The organism is Longinema margulisiae, assembly GCF_025266855.1.
In the GTDB taxonomy this organism is placed as follows: Bacteria; Spirochaetota; Brevinematia; order Brevinematales; family Thermospiraceae; genus Thermospira.
Genome location: NZ_CP053071.1, coordinates 38966 through 55761 on the forward strand (window position 1 = coordinate 38966; position 16796 = coordinate 55761).

At 46.3% G+C, this 16796-nt stretch carries 13 protein-coding genes and 1 tRNA gene; 3 read left to right on the plus strand and 11 right to left on the minus strand.

What is annotated here, in order from left to right:
- Complete coding sequence (locus BREVNS_RS00225) at window positions 1-1290, plus strand: ArsB/NhaD family transporter (protein ID WP_483427068.1); 1290 nt, start codon at window positions 1-3, stop codon at window positions 1288-1290.
- A gap of 39 nt (window positions 1291-1329) precedes the next feature.
- Here the strand turns inward: BREVNS_RS00225 and BREVNS_RS00230 are convergent, their stop codons facing one another.
- The 4 genes from BREVNS_RS00230 to BREVNS_RS00245 form a co-directional block, all read right to left on the minus strand.
- Window positions 1330-1713, minus strand: coding sequence for an early set domain-containing protein (locus tag BREVNS_RS00230; protein ID WP_483427069.1), 384 nt, complete (start codon window positions 1711-1713; stop codon window positions 1330-1332).
- Window positions 1710-3779 carry a PP2C family protein-serine/threonine phosphatase gene (locus BREVNS_RS00235; RefSeq protein ID WP_483427070.1) on the minus strand — a complete coding sequence of 690 codons (2070 nt, stop codon included), beginning with the start codon at window positions 3777-3779 and terminating at the stop codon, window positions 1710-1712. Before BREVNS_RS00235 ends, BREVNS_RS00230 begins: the two co-directional genes overlap by 4 nt.
- 91 nt (window positions 3780-3870) lie before the next feature.
- A tRNA-Gly gene (locus BREVNS_RS00240) sits at window positions 3871-3942 on the minus strand.
- Window positions 3943-3992: 50 nt separating this feature from the next.
- Window positions 3993-4778 (minus strand): tryptophan-rich sensory protein, encoded by a 786-nt coding sequence (locus tag BREVNS_RS00245; RefSeq protein ID WP_483427071.1) that lies wholly within the window; start codon window positions 4776-4778, stop codon window positions 3993-3995.
- Between the two features lie 462 nt (window positions 4779-5240).
- On the opposite strand from BREVNS_RS00245, the gene cutA reads away from it, so the two are divergent.
- Entirely contained in the window at window positions 5241-5558 is a 318-nt protein-coding gene (gene cutA / locus BREVNS_RS00250) for a divalent-cation tolerance protein CutA (RefSeq protein ID WP_483427072.1), read from the plus strand.
- Between the two features lie 3 nt (window positions 5559-5561).
- Window positions 5562-6431 carry a DUF2156 domain-containing protein gene (locus BREVNS_RS00255; RefSeq protein ID WP_483427073.1) on the plus strand — a complete coding sequence of 290 codons (870 nt, stop codon included), beginning with the start codon at window positions 5562-5564 and terminating at the stop codon, window positions 6429-6431.
- On the opposite strand, the gene BREVNS_RS00260 is transcribed toward BREVNS_RS00255, so the two are convergent.
- The 7 genes from BREVNS_RS00260 to BREVNS_RS00290 form a co-directional block, all read right to left on the minus strand.
- Complete coding sequence (locus BREVNS_RS00260) at window positions 6416-6988, minus strand: nitroreductase family protein (RefSeq protein WP_483427074.1); 573 nt, start codon at window positions 6986-6988, stop codon at window positions 6416-6418. The two genes, BREVNS_RS00255 and BREVNS_RS00260, sit on opposite strands and share 16 nt — an antisense overlap.
- Window positions 6969-7787 carry an indole-3-glycerol phosphate synthase TrpC gene (locus BREVNS_RS00265; protein ID WP_483427075.1) on the minus strand — a complete coding sequence of 273 codons (819 nt, stop codon included), beginning with the start codon at window positions 7785-7787 and terminating at the stop codon, window positions 6969-6971. The genes BREVNS_RS00260 and BREVNS_RS00265 overlap by 20 nt, the downstream gene beginning before the upstream one ends.
- Window positions 7784-9412: an anthranilate phosphoribosyltransferase gene (gene trpD, locus BREVNS_RS00270; RefSeq protein WP_483427076.1), complete on the minus strand. Its 1629-nt coding sequence runs from the start codon at window positions 9410-9412 to the stop codon at window positions 7784-7786. The genes BREVNS_RS00265 and trpD overlap by 4 nt, the downstream gene beginning before the upstream one ends.
- Window positions 9413-9422: 10 nt before the next feature.
- Complete coding sequence (locus BREVNS_RS00275) at window positions 9423-10571, minus strand: RtcB family protein (RefSeq protein WP_483427077.1); 1149 nt, start codon at window positions 10569-10571, stop codon at window positions 9423-9425.
- A gap of 9 nt (window positions 10572-10580) precedes the next feature.
- Window positions 10581-11996 carry an anthranilate synthase component I gene (gene trpE / locus BREVNS_RS00280; RefSeq protein ID WP_483427078.1) on the minus strand — a complete coding sequence of 472 codons (1416 nt, stop codon included), beginning with the start codon at window positions 11994-11996 and terminating at the stop codon, window positions 10581-10583.
- A 359-nt stretch (window positions 11997-12355) separates the two neighbouring features.
- Window positions 12356-13603: an LA_2272 family surface repeat-containing protein gene (locus BREVNS_RS00285; protein ID WP_483427079.1), complete on the minus strand. Its 1248-nt coding sequence runs from the start codon at window positions 13601-13603 to the stop codon at window positions 12356-12358.
- Between the two features lie 238 nt (window positions 13604-13841).
- On the minus strand, window positions 13842-16214 hold the full coding sequence (locus BREVNS_RS00290; protein ID WP_483428052.1) for a glycogen debranching protein: 2373 nt from the start codon (window positions 16212-16214) through the stop codon (window positions 13842-13844).
- Window positions 16215-16796 lie beyond the last annotated feature (582 nt).

The following is a 16796-nucleotide window of genomic DNA, read 5'->3' on the forward strand; positions in this document are numbered from 1 at the left end:
ATGACGTGGATTATGTGGATAGCCCTTGGTCTTTTTGTGGTTGTGTATATCGCCATCTCCACAGAAAAAATAAACAAGACGATTCTTGCTCTCTTTGGGGCGGCTCTTTTTGCTGCGTTCCACTTTTTAGAAGGAGAGAGAATTTTTGCTTCTGTTGACTGGAATGTGATCTTTCTTTTAGTCAGCATGATGATTATTGTCGCTATCACCAAACAAACGGGTATCTTTCAGTATGTGGCTATCAGGATGGCCAAAGTAGCCCGTGGAAATCCAATGACCATCATGATCCTTCTCTCAGCGGTAACTGCTCTCTTTTCAGCCTTTCTGGATAATGTTACGACCGTTCTTATTCTTGTTCCAGTGGCTATTCTGATTGCCCAGGAACTGGACATTTCTCCCATACCCTATGTGGTCTCACTTGCCATGGCTTCCAACGTTGGTGGAACGGCTACGCTTATTGGAGACCCACCGAATATCATGATTGCCAGTGCAGGGGGATTGTCCTTCAACAGTTTTCTTGTGCACCTCACTCCGGTGGTTCTTGTGCTTATGGCCGTTCTCTTTGGTTTTCAATGGCTTCTTTTTCACAAACAGATGAGAGTATCCAACGAAAAACGGGCCCGGATCATGAGTTTTGACGAAAAAAAGGTGCTCACAAACCCCATCTTGATGATCAAGTCTCTTGCGGTTTTAGGCCTTGTGATCCTTGGCTTTTTTCTCCATGGCACTCTTCAACTGGAACCATCCATGATTGCCATGCTTGGCGCCTCTCTGCTCATGATTCTTGCCACTCCCCATGAAATTGACCATCTTCTCCATGAAGTCGAATGGGCCACCATTCTTTTCTTCGTGGGGCTTTTTATTTTAGTGGGAGGGCTCGTCGAAGTAGGGGTTATGAAGATTCTCGCCGAAAAGATTATAGCCCTTACAAAAGGCAGTGTCTCACTTACTTCTCTTTTTCTCATCTGGGTTTCGGGAATTCTCTCAGCCATTGTGGATAACATCCCCTATGTCGCCACCATGATTCCTCTCATCAAAGAGATGGGTCAAACCATTGGACCAGACGCCCTTATGCCCGTGTGGTGGTCACTTTCCCTTGGGGCATGCCTCGGAGGCAATGGAACGTTAGTAGGGGCATCAGCAAATGTGGTGAGTGTAGGACTGGCGAAAAAAAGCGGCATTCAAGTGAGTTTCTGGGACTTTACCAAGTATGGAGTGCTATACACGATAGTCAGTCTTGCCATTTCTTCGCTGTACGTGTATCTTCGGTACTTCGTCCTTCGTGTATGAGGGTAACGAACGGGGTCCGCATGGTGCGGGTCCTGTTTTTTATGGCTTTACCTCAACGACAGAATTGAGTCCTCCCTTCCCATCCGGAGTCACCGCAGGGTTATAAGGATCATTGGTGAGAAGAGTTCCATTGAGTATATACTTGTATTGATATATGCCAGGCTCGAGTGTCAGAGAAATACGCCAGAGATTCATAGAAACATCGTAGGTGAGAGAAAATCCCCCTTCCTTCCATCCAAAAAAATCCCCTGTGAGAGCCACATTGGTGATGGTGTTGGTGGGAGCCCGATATACAAAAAGCACGATATTCCCCAACACAAAAACCCCGGGTTTTGGTCCCTGAACCTCTGCTTTTTTCGGTTTTTGACACCCAAATACGCCTAACACAACCATCACCAAAAACGAAAACAACACTCTTTTCATAGACTCACCTCTCTGGTACTATATTCAAACAAGGGTGTTTTTGCCGGTTCTATGCAGAGAAGACAGATATCATCAATCACATTCTCAAGTTGAATGTGCGTCTTGAAATTTTCTACAATGGCCACCACAATGTCCGTTGCCGAAAGGGAAGAAAGTTCTTTCCATGGAAGCCCCCAGAGAATCTCCTCAAAAGGCACATGGAGTCTCTGACTCACAGCCTCAATCAACCCATCAGTGAAGAGAAGCAGTTTCCCCTCTTCAAAGCGATAGGTATGGTTGCTATACCCCTTGTCCATCACCTGCAGTTCGTTATGAGACAATACCCCAAGTGGCACTCCCCGCTTAAAAGAGGGAAGAGGAGAAATAGCCCCCGACGGAAGCACAAGAAGAGGATCGAGGTGTCCAGCATTGGCATAGGTCAAAGATGCCTTATCCTCATCGTACACCATGTAGAAAGAAGTCACAAAATTCCCCGCCAAATAGGGAAAAAGAAAATCATTGAGACCATAAAGAAGACCAGCCGGATCATGAATATCCCCTGTCTGGAGGAGATAACTCTTAATAAGAGAAGTAATAAAGGCCGCTGGCACTCCATGTCCAGAAACATCACTGATGAAAACCCCCCACTTATGGGTATCAATCTGCCGAATATCAAAAAAATCCCCTCCCACCTGTATCATAGGATGAAAATAAAACGCAAAATTCTGTGCCGGTGGAAGCGAAGGGATAAATTGAAGCTGAATCTGACGGGCGAGTTCCAATTCCTCCTGAATCATATGATTTTTCTGAAGAAGCTTGTTCTTTTCACTGAGAAGTTCGATGGTTTGACGTTTAACCTCTTCTTCAAGATTGTGTTTCAACCTTTCTGAGGTTTGGTAAGCTACCGAGAACCGTCGTGAGAGAACAAAAGCCTGAAAGAACACAAAAACCAGTTGTCCAAAAGGGGTAAGATAAATCTCAAAAACATTAAACTTCTGAATAGCATAAAAGATATCATTGAGAGCCGTGAGAAAAAAGGCCGAAAAACCCATCAACAAAAGAAGTGCCTCCATATTGCGATGCCACACCTCTCGTATCAAAGCAAAAAGAAGCGAAAAACCTAACGGCACCGTCACCCATATATACACCATCTGGGTATGAAAATAAATCTCCTCAGGGAAGAAAAGATCCACCGCCGTAAGAAACAGATAAAACCAAATCGCATACTTCAAAAGATTTCGATACCACTGAGAAGAAAACACCGTTCGCATAAAAGCCACAACAAAGATGGTAATGAGATTGACAAGGATGAAGTCCATTTTGATAGACGTTCTCCAGGAAAGATCATGAATATAAAGGTGAAAGAGACATTCATGATTGATAAGCGTTCTCACCGCCAAACTCAGCGCAAGAAGAGCAAAATACAAAATACCCCACTCCCTTCTCTGAAGGGTAAAGAGAGCTAAATGATAAAGGGCCATAATAAACAAGGCCCCCACCAAAAAGATATCAATCGCAATATTGAGATTTCGTTTCGCATGAATGGTATCCCACAATCCAAGTTCAATGGTATTGTACATTCCCCCTTTATTATCGTAAAAGTTCGCAATCTGAACCACCAGTTCTATGGTTGGCGTATTCGAAAAGGTGACATATCGAGGCACCATATGGGGAATATAAGATTCTCTATTGGTTCCCACCTTTCCTTCTGAAACCATGAGAACCCCATTGATATAAAGGTTATAAGAACTGGTGAGAAAAGGAACCCGTAGCCCCAAAAGAAGCGGTTCATCTGTAGAAAAAATCACCATTCGATACGTTCCATAACCATAAGGAGAGAGAGGTTTCCCCTTCCAGGTGTACCGGTGCCACGAATCCGGCACCTTGATATACATAGACTCATACTCTTCCCAGCGGGTCTTTGCTGGTTCTAAAAGCCGCAAAGGGTAAAATTGCCATTCTCCTGAGAGGCGAACCGTACCTGTCTCATGCCAGTCTCTCTCTCTGAGATCCAATGTCCCCCCACCACCATACAGGACACTTGCCACGGCACCCAAGACCAGCAGAAAAAACCATTTTCGTCTCATGGATACATTTTCCCGTTTATAATTATACTTAGCTTTCAAAAAAAGTCAAGGAAAAAAAGAAAAACCCCGGAAGAATTTCTTCCGGGGTTATAGCGGGCGACGGGATTCGAACCCGCGACATTCAGCTTGGGAAGCTGACGCTCTACCACTGAACTACACCCGCATTCTGCGAATAGTATTATAGCACAGAATACAAGAAAAATCAAGTCCCCTCTATGACTTTCTTTTTTGCATCCAGAGAACAAACGCCGATTGGAGCATCATAATAACGATCAAAAGAATGGCTACCCAGGCCGTCATAATAATGTTCTGGTACACAGGGGCACTTGCTGACCTTTTGAGAATAATACCCAAGTACGCCCACACAATGACCGCCGCATAAGCCAGGGCCTGATATCGCAAAAGAACAACAATCCCTATCAAAGCCCCAACAGACATCATGAGCATCGTCCAGACATCAGCAGCAATACCCCAGCCATTCCAGCCCACCTTCACAAGCCATGCCGTGATGTTAGCAATCGTCGCCACGGTAATCCAGCCTGCATATACATCAATCGGTATCACCGCGGCAAGACTGATCTGACCATAAATCTTTTGCTTTCTCTGAAAGGTAAAGATAAAGAGCAAGGTAACAAGAAGCGCAATCATAATCACCACCGAAAGCCCCACCTTCTCATAGTGCCAGGCAAAAATCCATCCCATATTCAAAAGACACGAAAGAGCAAACGCCACTAAGGAAGGCACATAGTTTTCAGCCTGCCGTGAATCCTTGAGAGATACCACCAGATGATACACCACATACACCAAGAAAAGGAGAAAAATGAGACCCCAGATAGAAAAGGTCAGTCCCGCTGGAACAAAAAGGTTGGGATACTGATCTGAAAGTACTCCTGTATTCTTTCCATTGAGGGGAAGGGCGTTGGCAAGAATATTCACCACAATAGTCGCTATTGCCAAAACAAGATTGACTATACTGAGAGCTAAGGCCTTTTTCTTCATCGAAAACCTCCTGATTTTCTTTGCCTTAGTATACAAAGCTTCTCAAATTTTGTCAAGCCATTCTCATCTAAGCATCAATTATTCCAACAAGTAATCAAGAGTTGAAACCCTGGCACGGGTGTTCTTTTCCCGTCTCTGGATCAGGGGCTACGCCCCTGGAACCCAGCTTTTTCTATTTACAATGGCTTATTTGTCTTTTTTTGTTCAAAGGAATAGTTTTATTTATTACGTTAAGGAACATTTTTATACTATTTTTTGTTTTTTACCACTTTTTTGAGACCTTCGCACATTCGTGCAAAGGTCTCTTATTAAGAAAAGGAGTTATTTTTGTGCTAATTTTTGTTCTTTTTATTACTTTTTTGAAGCCTTCGCACGAATGTGCGAAGGCTTCGATTTTCTTTCTCTTTCTCTTGTCAAAAAATCTTTTTTGTGGTATACTCAATAGAGAAGGAGAAACCTATCATGAGGTATGGAATAGTTCTTATTGCCATCGACACGAAGGAAAACGCCGAAAAACTCTCCCATCTTCTTTTAGACAAACACCTTGCTGGCTGTGTCCAGCTTCTTCCGATGGAATCCCATTACCTCTGGGAGGGGAAAAAAGAAACCTCTTCAGAGGTTCTCATGCTTGTCAAAACCCACACCAAAAAGTACAAAGCCATAGAAGCCTTGGTCAAAGCCAACCACCCCTATCAAGTACCCGAGATCCTTTTTATCCCTATTCCCAGGATACTCAAGAGTTACCAAAAATGGCTTGATGAAAGCCTCCAGGAGGAATAGAGCGTGGAATTTCGTCCTCTCTCACTTGAAGACAAAAAATATTTTGACAACTGGTTTCGTCACATGCAACCCAAGATCTCAGAGTTTACCTTCACCAATCTCTATATCTGGCAAAAAGCTCAGGGAATCCTCTGGACCCCATGGAAAGAAGGCGCCCTTCTTCTCCGGGAGGAAAACGGGAAAAAGGTACTTCTCCCCCCTGTAGGTTTTCAGGACTGTGAAAGGGTTTTTCAGGAAGTAGTCGAAATAGCCAAACAACAAGGCATATCGGCCATTATTCGTATTCCTGAGTGGGCAAAGCGTTTTCTTCCAAAGGGTGGGAGACTCATCGCAGAAAGGGACCACTTTGACTATGTCTACAAAGCCCAACAATTGGCTGAACTCAAGGGCTGGAGATTAGATGGAAAACGAGCCTTTGTGAGAAAATTTCGCGAGAGTTATCCCGATTGGCAATTTGTTTTGTACCATGAGAGATTCCAGGAGGGCTGTGAACGTCTCCTTGCAGAGTGGGTTTCTCAACGAGAGGAAATGAGGGGCGTGAAAGAAGAGCAAGAGGCGATTCTCACCCTTTTGCACCAGTGGGACGTTCTCAAGGTGGATGGTGGTGTTCTCCTGGTCCAGGGAAAAGTGGTGGCTTTCAGCTTTGGGGAAAAACTCAGTGAAACGACTTTTGTTACCCATTTCGAAAAAGCAGATACCTCCTATACAGGGGCTTATCAAATGATCAATCAACAAATGGCGCAGCATATTATCGCACCCTCCTACCTCTTTGTCAATCGAGAACAGGACCTTGGCATTGAAGGTATCCGAAAGGCGAAAAAAAGCTATGCGCCTCTCAAGCTTGTCAAAAAATACCGCTACGAAATAGGGTGAAAAGCCTCTCCCCATTTCTCAATAAAAACAAACTCCTCAAAAGCCTTTCGTGCCGGTCTTGAGAGTTCTGTCTCTCTTTGATGGGGAGAAAGCTCAGGAGAAAGAGTATCACTTTTTCTCCCTCCAATGAGAAGCGTGATCAAAACCATATCAAGAGGAAGGTGAAGGATCTGTTTGGCAAGAGCGGTATCAAACCCGGCAATGGGATGCAAAACCAGGCCCAACTCCGTCGCCGCAAGAAGCATACTTCCCACAGCCATACCTGTATCAAAAAAGGCATAGTCTTTCCCCTGAAGTTGACAATCATCAGCAAGTCGAGTGACCACCGCGACAACAAAAGAAGCCCGATACGCCCATTCGTTTCCTTTGCTATAGGTCTTTTTCAACTCCTCAAGTCTCTCCGCTGACCGAACAAAAACAAAGCGCCATGGCTGGTTATTGAAACACGAAGGCATAAGAGAAGCCGCCCTCGATAGGGTTTCTACCATCTCATCCGAAAGAGACACAGGGGCCAAGGAACGATAAGAACGACGTTTTTCAAGAAGTTCTTGTAGCATTCTTTTCTCCTTTTTCCTGTTCTAAAGCACCTAATTTTTTCCATTCGGCAAGAAGGTCCTGGGGACGGGGATGTTTCGCCAAAGAAGTCCCCACAAGAACACCATCGTACCCCGCTTTTGCCAGTTCCTCTACCGCTTCCGTCGTCGCAATCGCCGAAAGACTGAGTTTTTTGGCTTCGGCTGGCAAGTCCTGCACCACCGAAAGGCTATAGTGATAATCCTCCTCAAGGGTACGAAGATCCCGATTGTTCACCCCCACAATGGGAAAACCCATATTTCTGATAGCACGGATATTGGCCCGATCGTGAACCTCAACAAGCACATCCATTCCCAAAGAGGACGCATAGGTATAAAGCTCACGAAGCCTTGTGAGGCCTGAGAAGGCTTCAGCGATGAGAAGAATCATATCAGCCCCACACACAAAGGCCATATCAATCTGAACCTCATCAATGATAAAATCCTTGCAGAGAACCGGAAGCCCCGTCGCCTCTTTTATCTCCCGAAGAAAGGCAAAACTCCCCCCAAAAAAGCGCTCGTCTGTAAGCACAGAAAGACCATCAGCTCCTCCCTCTTTATAGGCAAGGGCTAAACCAACCGGATCTTTTTCCATGGCGATATCCCCTTGTGAAGGAGATTTTCGCTTCACCTCAGCAATGAGAAAGGGTTTTTGGGCACGTGCCATGGCTTTCTGAAACAGAAACCTCTCCTCATCTGGTTTCAAAGAGAGAGAAAGGCTTTCTCGACGTAAACGCTTAACCTCTTCTCTTTTGTGTTCTAAAATCTCGGCCAATTTATTCATGGGATTCTCCCGCAGGAAAGCTCTTGAACCTTTTCCACCACCTCCCATGCCTTTCCGTTCTCGATAGCAAGAGAAGCTTTTTCAAAGGCTTCAGCAAGAGAAAGACTCTCCTCAAGGGTATAAATGGCAAGTCCCGCATTGAGAATCACCGCCTTGTAAGGATCTCCTTTCTCCTTTCCCTGAAGGATGTGTTCTATCATGGTCTTACTCTCTTCTGGTGAAGAGATACGACAATGATCAAGACTCCCCGCAAGCCCATAATCAGAAGGATCAAGCACCATCTCCTCTATCCTTCCCTCCCGGATCTCCGCAATCTTTGTCTTGCCTTCGATAGTGGCTTCGTCAAGCCCACCCTCTCCATGAAGCACAAGAGCCCTTTTATATCCCAGCCTGACAAAAACCTCTGGCAAAAGCTGATAGAGTGTCTCAGAAAATACCCCCATCACATGGTATTTAACATGGGCTGGATTCACAAGCGGTCCAAGGATATTGAAAATCGTGCGAAAACCCAACTCCCGACGAACAGGCATAACATACTTAAGCCCCGGGTGATAGTAGGGAGCAAAGATAAAGCCAAAGTTTGCCTCCTCTATGCAACGCTTCACCACTTCTGGGGTAGCCGCGATATTGACCCCCAATTTCTCCAGCACATCAGCCGATCCACTCTGAGAGGTAATAGACCGATTCCCATGTTTGGCCACTTTGTACCCTGCACCCGCTACCACAAAAGCCGCCGCAGTGGAAATATTGAAGGTATTGGACTTGTCCCCACCAGAACCACAGGTATCAATCACCTTCTCTTCCGAAAGCTCAACAGGGATACAATGGCGTGCCATCGAACGGGCACTTCCCGCGATCTCCTCCGCCGTCTCCCCCTTGAGACGCAAAAGAGAAAGATAGGCCGCTATATGAGAGGGAGAGGTATGACCTTCTAACATGAGATCCGTAAACTCTTCTGCCTCCTTCTCAGCGAGGGACTGTCTCTCAGAAAGTTTCGAAAAAACTTTTTTGGAAAGGTCTGCCACTTTTCTGGAAAGTCTTTCCTGTCGTTTCTCATGAACTATTCGTACAAAATTGGCTATGATCTGCTTGCCATGTTCGGTAAGGATGGATTCCGGGTGAAACTGCACTCCATAGATGGGTTTTCCTCTGTAAACAAGCCCCATAATCTCCCCATCATCACTCTCGGCCACCACCTCAAGGGTGTCGGGAAGAGACTCTTGTTTGGCCACAAGCGAATGATAACGAATGGCCTGAAAGGGGGAAGGAATCCCCTCAAAAACCCCTTCTCCCTTGTGACTGATAGAAGAAGACTTGCCATGCATAATATGGGTTGCTCCTCCTACCTGCCCACCGGCCACAATCGTGATCGCCTGATGTCCAAGACACACCCCTAAAAGCGGAATGTCCTCCTCAATAGCATACCGAATGAGGTCCAAAGAAACCCCTGAATCTTCGGGTCGTCCTGGACCCGGAGAAATCACAATCCCATCCACAGACATTCCTACCACCTCACTGAGGGTAATCGCATCATTTCGATATACCCTGATATCCTTCTCGTATTCTCCTAAATACTGAACAATATTGTAGATAAACGAATCATAGTTATCAATAACCAGAATCATATTGCCTCCATCATTCCACAGCCTTGAAATTATACACCGGTTTGACCACCTCTTCTATCTCCACATTCTCAGGCAAAAGTTCAAGAATAAGCTTCGATGGTTTATAGGCCATCGGGGCTTCATCGATGGTATGAATGGAAATAGTCGAGGACCAGACCCCTTCCATCGTCTTTCGAAACTCCTCAAGAGAGAGCTGTTTTTTGGCCTGATGGCGAGAAAGCCGCCGACCAGCTCCATGAGGAGCCGAGAGGTTCCAGTCTTTTCTTCCCTTTCCCCTTCCTATGATGACCCCATCCCTCATATTGAGGGGAATCACTAGTCTCTCGCCACTATGGGCACGAATAGCCCCCTTTCGGATAATACCATCATCAAAGTCTATGTAGTTATGCACACTCTTGATGGTTTCCGTATCATCAATATTCTGGCTAAAAAACTCCTCAAGAATAAGCCTGGCCATGGCACGCCTGTTAACTTCGGCGTACTTCTGTGCCACCTTCATATCCTCAAGATATTCTTCTCCCCCCTGCGAAAGAGGAAGATACTCCAGTTCCCTGTACTTCCAGCCCTTCTCATGGGAAGCCACCCATTGCTTCGCCCGTTTCTGATGGTAGGAAGCAATCTGAAGACCAAAATGCCTGCTGCCACTGTGAAGAGAAAGCCAATACCTCCCCTTCTCATCACGATCAATCTCGATGAAGTGGTTTCCTCCTCCAAGCGTCCCAAGAGAACAAAACGCCACCGCAGGATCTATCCCGATCTTCCGGGATATTTTTTCGATCTTTGCTTCAAGATCCCGTGTGTAATATCCCTCTTCGTATCTTCCTGTGAGAATAGGCCTCGTATGACGCTCAAATCCGCTGGGGATTGCCCGTCGTATATAGCGATCAAACTTCTCAAAGTCTATACTTTCCGTATCGAGCCTGTAAAGTTCAATACCACATCCAATATCCACCCCAATAATATTCGGGATCACCAGATCCCCAAGCTTCATGGTAAATCCAATGACACTTCCTTTTCCCGAATGACAATCCGGCATGATCACAATCTTTTGGCCCTCAAAAGCAGGACAATCCACAAGCGTCTTGATCTGTTCCCTGGTCGCGTCATCAATATCACGAATGAGCACCTCGGCATCGGTAAACTGACCGCGTAGTTTCATTTCCCTCTCCTACATCAAAGCACTCATCAGAGCACGAGCCTTGTTAATTGTCTCCTCATACTCCCTCTCCGGGACTGAATCATACACAATACCGGCGCCCGCCTGAAGATAGGCCATACCGTCGCGACACACCAGCGTTCGAATAGCAATCCCTGTATCTAAATTGCCCCTGAAGTCAATGTATCCCACCGCCCCCGCATAAATCCCCCGTTTTTCCGGTTCCAGTTCCTCAATGATCTCCATCGCCCGAATCTTTGGGGCTCCACTGACCGTGCCCGCCGGAAAGGTGGCCGCAAGAATATCAAGGGGATGAATCCCCTCTCGTGGTGTCGCTCTCACATCAGAGACAATATGCATCACATGGGAATAGCGCTCAATATGAAAAGGTCGTTCTACCCGAACCCCTCCATACGAAGCGATACGCCCAAGATCATTTCTCCCGAGATCAAGAAGCATGGTATGTTCTGCCCTTTCCTTGACATCAGCTAAAAGTTCACGTTCATTGGCCTCGTCCTCCTCCCTTGTTTTTCCCCGGGGACGAGTACCGGCAATAGGCCTGAGAAGGACCTCATCAATCCCATTTCTGATGGTGCGCTTCACCATCACCTCCGGAGACGAACCCACTATCTGAAAGTCCCCAAACTCCATAAAAAACATATACGGTGACGGATTGATCATCCGAAGCTTCCTGTACACAGAAAAGGCCGGCTCCTGAAGTTCTACCCGAAACCTCTGCGAAAGGACTATCTGAAAGATATCTCCCGCCACAATGTACTGTTTTGCCTTTTGAACCGCAGAGAGAAAATCCTCCCGACGAAAATTGGAGAGAAGTTTAAGTCCAGAAGAACGACCAAAAACCAGCCTGGGAAGAGAATGTGACTGATACAACCGCTCCTCATATCGACGAAGCTTTTCTTCTGGATTTCCCTCTTCCTCACCAAAACGATAGGTAATGAGAAAGATCTTCTGCTTGATATGATCAAAAACCACTAACACCCGGGGAAGAACAAAATACACATCAGGAAGCCGAAAACGATACGGCTTCACATCAGGTATTTTTTCCATATATCTCACGGCATCATAGCCCAGGTATCCCACAAGCCCCGACGTAAAAGGAAGCTCGGTGGCATCCCCCTCCTCCACAAAGGAAGAGATAAACTCCCGAAAAAGCCCGAGTACATCATGAGTCCTCAGGGATTCTCCTTCTCCCTTGCGAATAATCTCCACCACATCACCCGTTGCCCGAAACATATACGCCGGTTCAAATCCAAGAAAGGAATAACGCCCAAGCATCTCCCCCATCTCTACACTCTCAAGAAGAAAGGCCTGAGGAGAATTTTCCCTCAAGGCATGAAAAGCAAGCACCGGGGTCTGCATATCCGAGGGCATCTCCCTCACAAACCGTTTCAATCGAATCTGTTCCATCGTTACCTCTGTTTCTATGTATAGAAACATTATACAGAAAAAAAAAGATTTCGTCAAGGAAAAACGTATTTTTCAACCAAGTTTCAATCAAAAAATGAGACCTTTGCACGAATGTGCAAAGGTCTCAAAAAAGTAATAAAAAAACAAAAATTAGTATCAAAATGTTCCTTGCCGTAATAAATAAACCGATTTTTTTGAATAAAAAAGACAAACCGGCCCTTGTAAACAGAAAAATCGGGGAAGAGGGGCGTAGCCCCTGACCCAGACAGGCAAAGAAAACATCCGTGCAAGGGTCTCAAAATACTTTTCTTTCTTTGAAAAAAAGGCTGTCCAGATTTCTCTGGACAGCCCTCTTTATTTCAGAAACCAATATTAAGACCCACCATGAAGGGGAGACCGTTCTCTCGAGAAGTATTGAGAAATCCAACCTGCACCCCGTAGAGTCGGCGCGTGGTATTCAAAAACCCCACCTGCACCCCTCTCACCTCTTTGGCCACATTGATAAACCCTATCTGGGCTCCCTTGAGATTTCCTACCGTATTGATAAACCCCTGCTGAAGCCCAAGCATATTATTCTGAACGGTATTGAGAAAACCAGCCTGCCACCCCATAGCTGACACCCCTACCCTATTGATAAGCCCGTGCTGCACCCCAAGAAGGTACCCTTCTACATGAGGAAAAAGCCCCTGCTGATAACCAGCCATCACATAGGCCTTTGGTGCAAGAAACGCATACTGCCACCCTATATACAGCTTGTTCTCAAGGGTAAAGAGACCAAAACCTATGCCGATAAAATTCCATCTTCGTGGATAGATCTGAGCATCCCCGGCAATGCCAAGCTGAAGCACAGCCCCCCAGCGGTTATTCTTGAGGCTTTCCCATACGGTATCCGATTCTTCTTTGATAGAAGAGGTGGTAGGTCCTTCCTCCTCTCTCTGAGAAGAAGGTGTGGGCGAGGTTGACTCTGTCGGCTTCTCAGATGTTTGTCTCTGTCTGAGTTTTTCTTTGGCCTCACGAATAAGCCTCTCCAGGGCATCCTCATCCGTTTCCTCTGTTGTGGGCGAAGAAACCGTAGCTGTCTGCTGCTCTGAAGAAACCTCCGTTTCCGCTTTCTGTGATTTCTTATCAGAAGAAGTGGTCATCTGACCTGTTCGCTGGAGAATCTTTTTCACCGGTTCATCAATCCTATCTAACAAATCCTCCAGAGAAGCCGTTCGAAGTTCTGCCACTTCATCAATTGTAGCCGTTGACGTATCAATCAACCGCAACAGGAGAAGATAATTCCTTCCCACCTTCGAAAAAGAACCAACAATAGCCTTGGACGCCCCTACTAACGTTCCCACACGGGCGACTTCTTTTTCGGTAAGCCCTGATTGGTTGAGCTTTTGTTCGCTCAGGATACGATCAAGCTTCTGTCTCTCCACCACCTGAAAACGACGCATATTGACCACATGAAGCTCCACCACCTCTGTAAGCGTACGACTATCTAAAGACGTTTCCCCTGATCTGTTTTCAATCTCCATCACCACAATGGAAGGTTGCTCTACCCCCCACACTATTCCTCCCACAAAAAAAAGAAAACCTACCAAAAGTTTTCTGAAACGCATAAAAAACTCCCTCTCTGTTATTTTCCTGTATAGTATACTCTCAACTGAGGTTTTTTTCAAGTAAACCTTTTCCCTCTTCTGAAAAAATTCCCCTTTCTTTAGTTAAACGTTTAACTAAACGCTATCTGAAACAAGGTTATAGCCTGAACAACTAGGAAAACCTTCCAGACAAAGCGTATCTTCCTAACAAAAAGCCCCCCAGGCGGGGGGCTACACGATTGGTTGTGATGGGTGTTTTCTATTGAGGCACTTCCTGAAGGACAACAATACTCCAGGGGTTCACTCCGTAACTTCCTGTTATCGTTGGAGCAGAAGAGGTCTCCCAGAAGTTATTGTCATCCTCAGCCCACCAGGCCGTATCAATGATACGGACCCACTTTTTGCCACTGTCTGCCAGTGGCACAGTATAGGATACCTGACTTATCCACATATTGACAAACACAAGAAAATCACTATCCCCAATACTACTTCCATCAATACGTATCCAGACGCATCTGTTCCCATCTGAAAGGTAGGTTGACCCGTCCTCCTTGCGGAAATCATAGAGAACGGTATAGTTTTCCTGTCTCAGCACCGGATGGTCTTTTCGAAGAGCGATGAGTTTCTTCACAAAGAGGAAGAGATCATTTTTCCCTGAGAGCCCAGAAGCGGTGCTATCTGTCCCATAGTTATTGTGATAACTCCCTCCACCCCCTGTGGAAACAAGATGAGGACTATCCGTATTGATCATAGTGTAGTTATTCCACGTGGCCACACTATCAATATTGTAGGGATTGTTATTCCCATTCTGGGTGCGTCCAAACTCATCCCCGTACACTGTCATAGGAACTCCACGGGAGAACATCTGCACCACCCAGAAGTTGCGAAGCCTCTGCCGGCGAAACATCTGATTGGACGTTGTTGTTCCATAGAAGTTACTGTCCCAGGAGTCATTGTTATCACTTCCCCCATCAGAAGGACCAAACGGCCAGGTGAGGGTGGTATTTTGCTTGGTGTTATAACTCACAAGATCCATGAGAGTGAAACCATCATGAGCCACGATGAAGTTCACCGACTTGTGTGGTCCACCGTTGTTGTTGAAATACCCATAGTCGCCATTGAATACCTGGACAAACTTGGGATCACTATCACTTCCTGTAGTGTTTCCATCTCCTTTCAAAAAGCGTCTCACCTGATCCCGATAACGCCCATTCCACTCTCCCCATCCTGCCGGGAAGTTCCCTACCTGATATCCTCCTGCCCCTGTATCCCATGCCTCTGCAATCATCTCAATATTGCGGCTATTTCCTAAGCTTGCAATATCCAGTAGAAGTTGCGCATTGGGATTGAAGATATAATCAGGAGCACTATCCCGTCCTAACACAGGGGCCAAATCAAACCGGAAACCATCCACCCCCATCTCATCTGCCCAGTAGGCAAGTGAATTGGTGATCAGGTCCTTTACCACCTGTTTGGTGGTATTGAAGTTATTGCCACATCCTGTACTTTCCCAGTAGTACTGAGGGCTTCCCCCAACGAGAGCATAGAACTCACTATTGTCAAATCCGCGGAAACAGGTGAGTTCCGCCGTATTGGTATCACCCCAGAGTCCACCTTCCCCGGTATGATTGTACACCACATCCAAATAGACCTCAAGCCCCTCATCATGAAAAGCCTTCACCATTTCCTTGAACTCACGGGTGGGACCTCCTGGAGACTTGTCATACGCATATCGTCTATCCGGAGCAAAATACCCATAGGTCATATATCCCCAGTAATTCCCCCCCGACTGATTGTCTGGATTGTGGTCATTGTCTGTCTCATGCACAGGGAGAAGTTCAATGGTCGTATAACCAAGGGCTTTGAGATACTTGGCCATATAGGCTGCCCCTTTGTATGTTCCCCGATACTGATCAGGCACCCCAACGACACTCTCAAACCCGCTAAAACCAGAAAGAATAGTGGCCAAATTCACCGTCGAAGGATGCATGGTGAGTCCACGAAGATGGGCTTCATAAATGATGGCATCCTTCTGGGGTATGGCTGGCTTCGTTCCATAGGAAGTGGTGTCCTTGATAAGGTAAGCTTTCGGAGCCACCTTGCCTGTATCCCACTGGCGACGAGGCTTTCCATTATAAACAAAGGGTCCCGTCCCATACACATTGCCATCCACACCAGCACTGGCTAATGCCGAAGGATTGTTTCTATCATGTGTGATTTCAAGCGCCCAGGGATCATAAAGCACCTTGTTTGGATTGAAACGATTGCCCGCACTGTCCACATCACAGAGAAAGCCGTTCGTTGTCCCCGGTTGCCAGGTGGAGACATACGGCCAATTTGGTCCCCATACACGGAAGGCATAGACAGTTCCGTTGGTCACAAACCTGAGTTTTGCCCGCCAGTAGTTATCACTTCCCTTGGCCATCTCATAGCGATAAACAGCATCCTCTCCGTATGGCTTACGATAAATCTCAAGAACTATTTTCGTGGCATTTTTTGAATACACGGCAAACGTAGCCTCATCAGAAGACACAAATCTCCCCCCAGGTCCCCATGTCGCAGTTGCCCACTCTCCCTCATCAATAGCCAGAAAACCTTGATGAATGATAATATACTCATTGGTACTACTCACATAGTTGGGTGTCTGAGCGTAGACTCGGATAACATTGGTAGCATGTGCCAAAAGAGAAAGGTCATAACTCCAGCTGGTTGTCCCCGTCGCTATGGTATACAATCCTCCATTCACGGAAACATAAACCCCATTTAGTGCCTCAGCTGTCGCTCCGGCCGTCCCCGTAAGCGTAAAGGAAGTAAGATTGGTGATATGAAGAGGTGTACTCAGATTCGCGGATACATACACCGTCGCATTGAGAGAAACAGAAATAAGAGAAGTTGTCGTCTTGTTTCCGGAAATGTCCCTTGCTTCCAGCCACACAAGATAGGCACCATTTCCTTTATCTAAATGAACATTGCTCACCACAAAATTTGTCCCATCAATGAGAGCCGAATACCTATTGGTGAAAGACGCCTGATTGGTCGTAATGTAGAGTTTTACCTCAGAAACACCCCTGTTATCTACCACCACCCCTATGGCATGAAAGAAACCTGAGCCAAATTCCTGCCCATTGGTAGGACTGAGAAGCCTCACTTCAGGTGGCGTGGTATCAGAGGTCGTTCCCCCACCACTATCTCCACTTCCACTACCAGTTGAGCC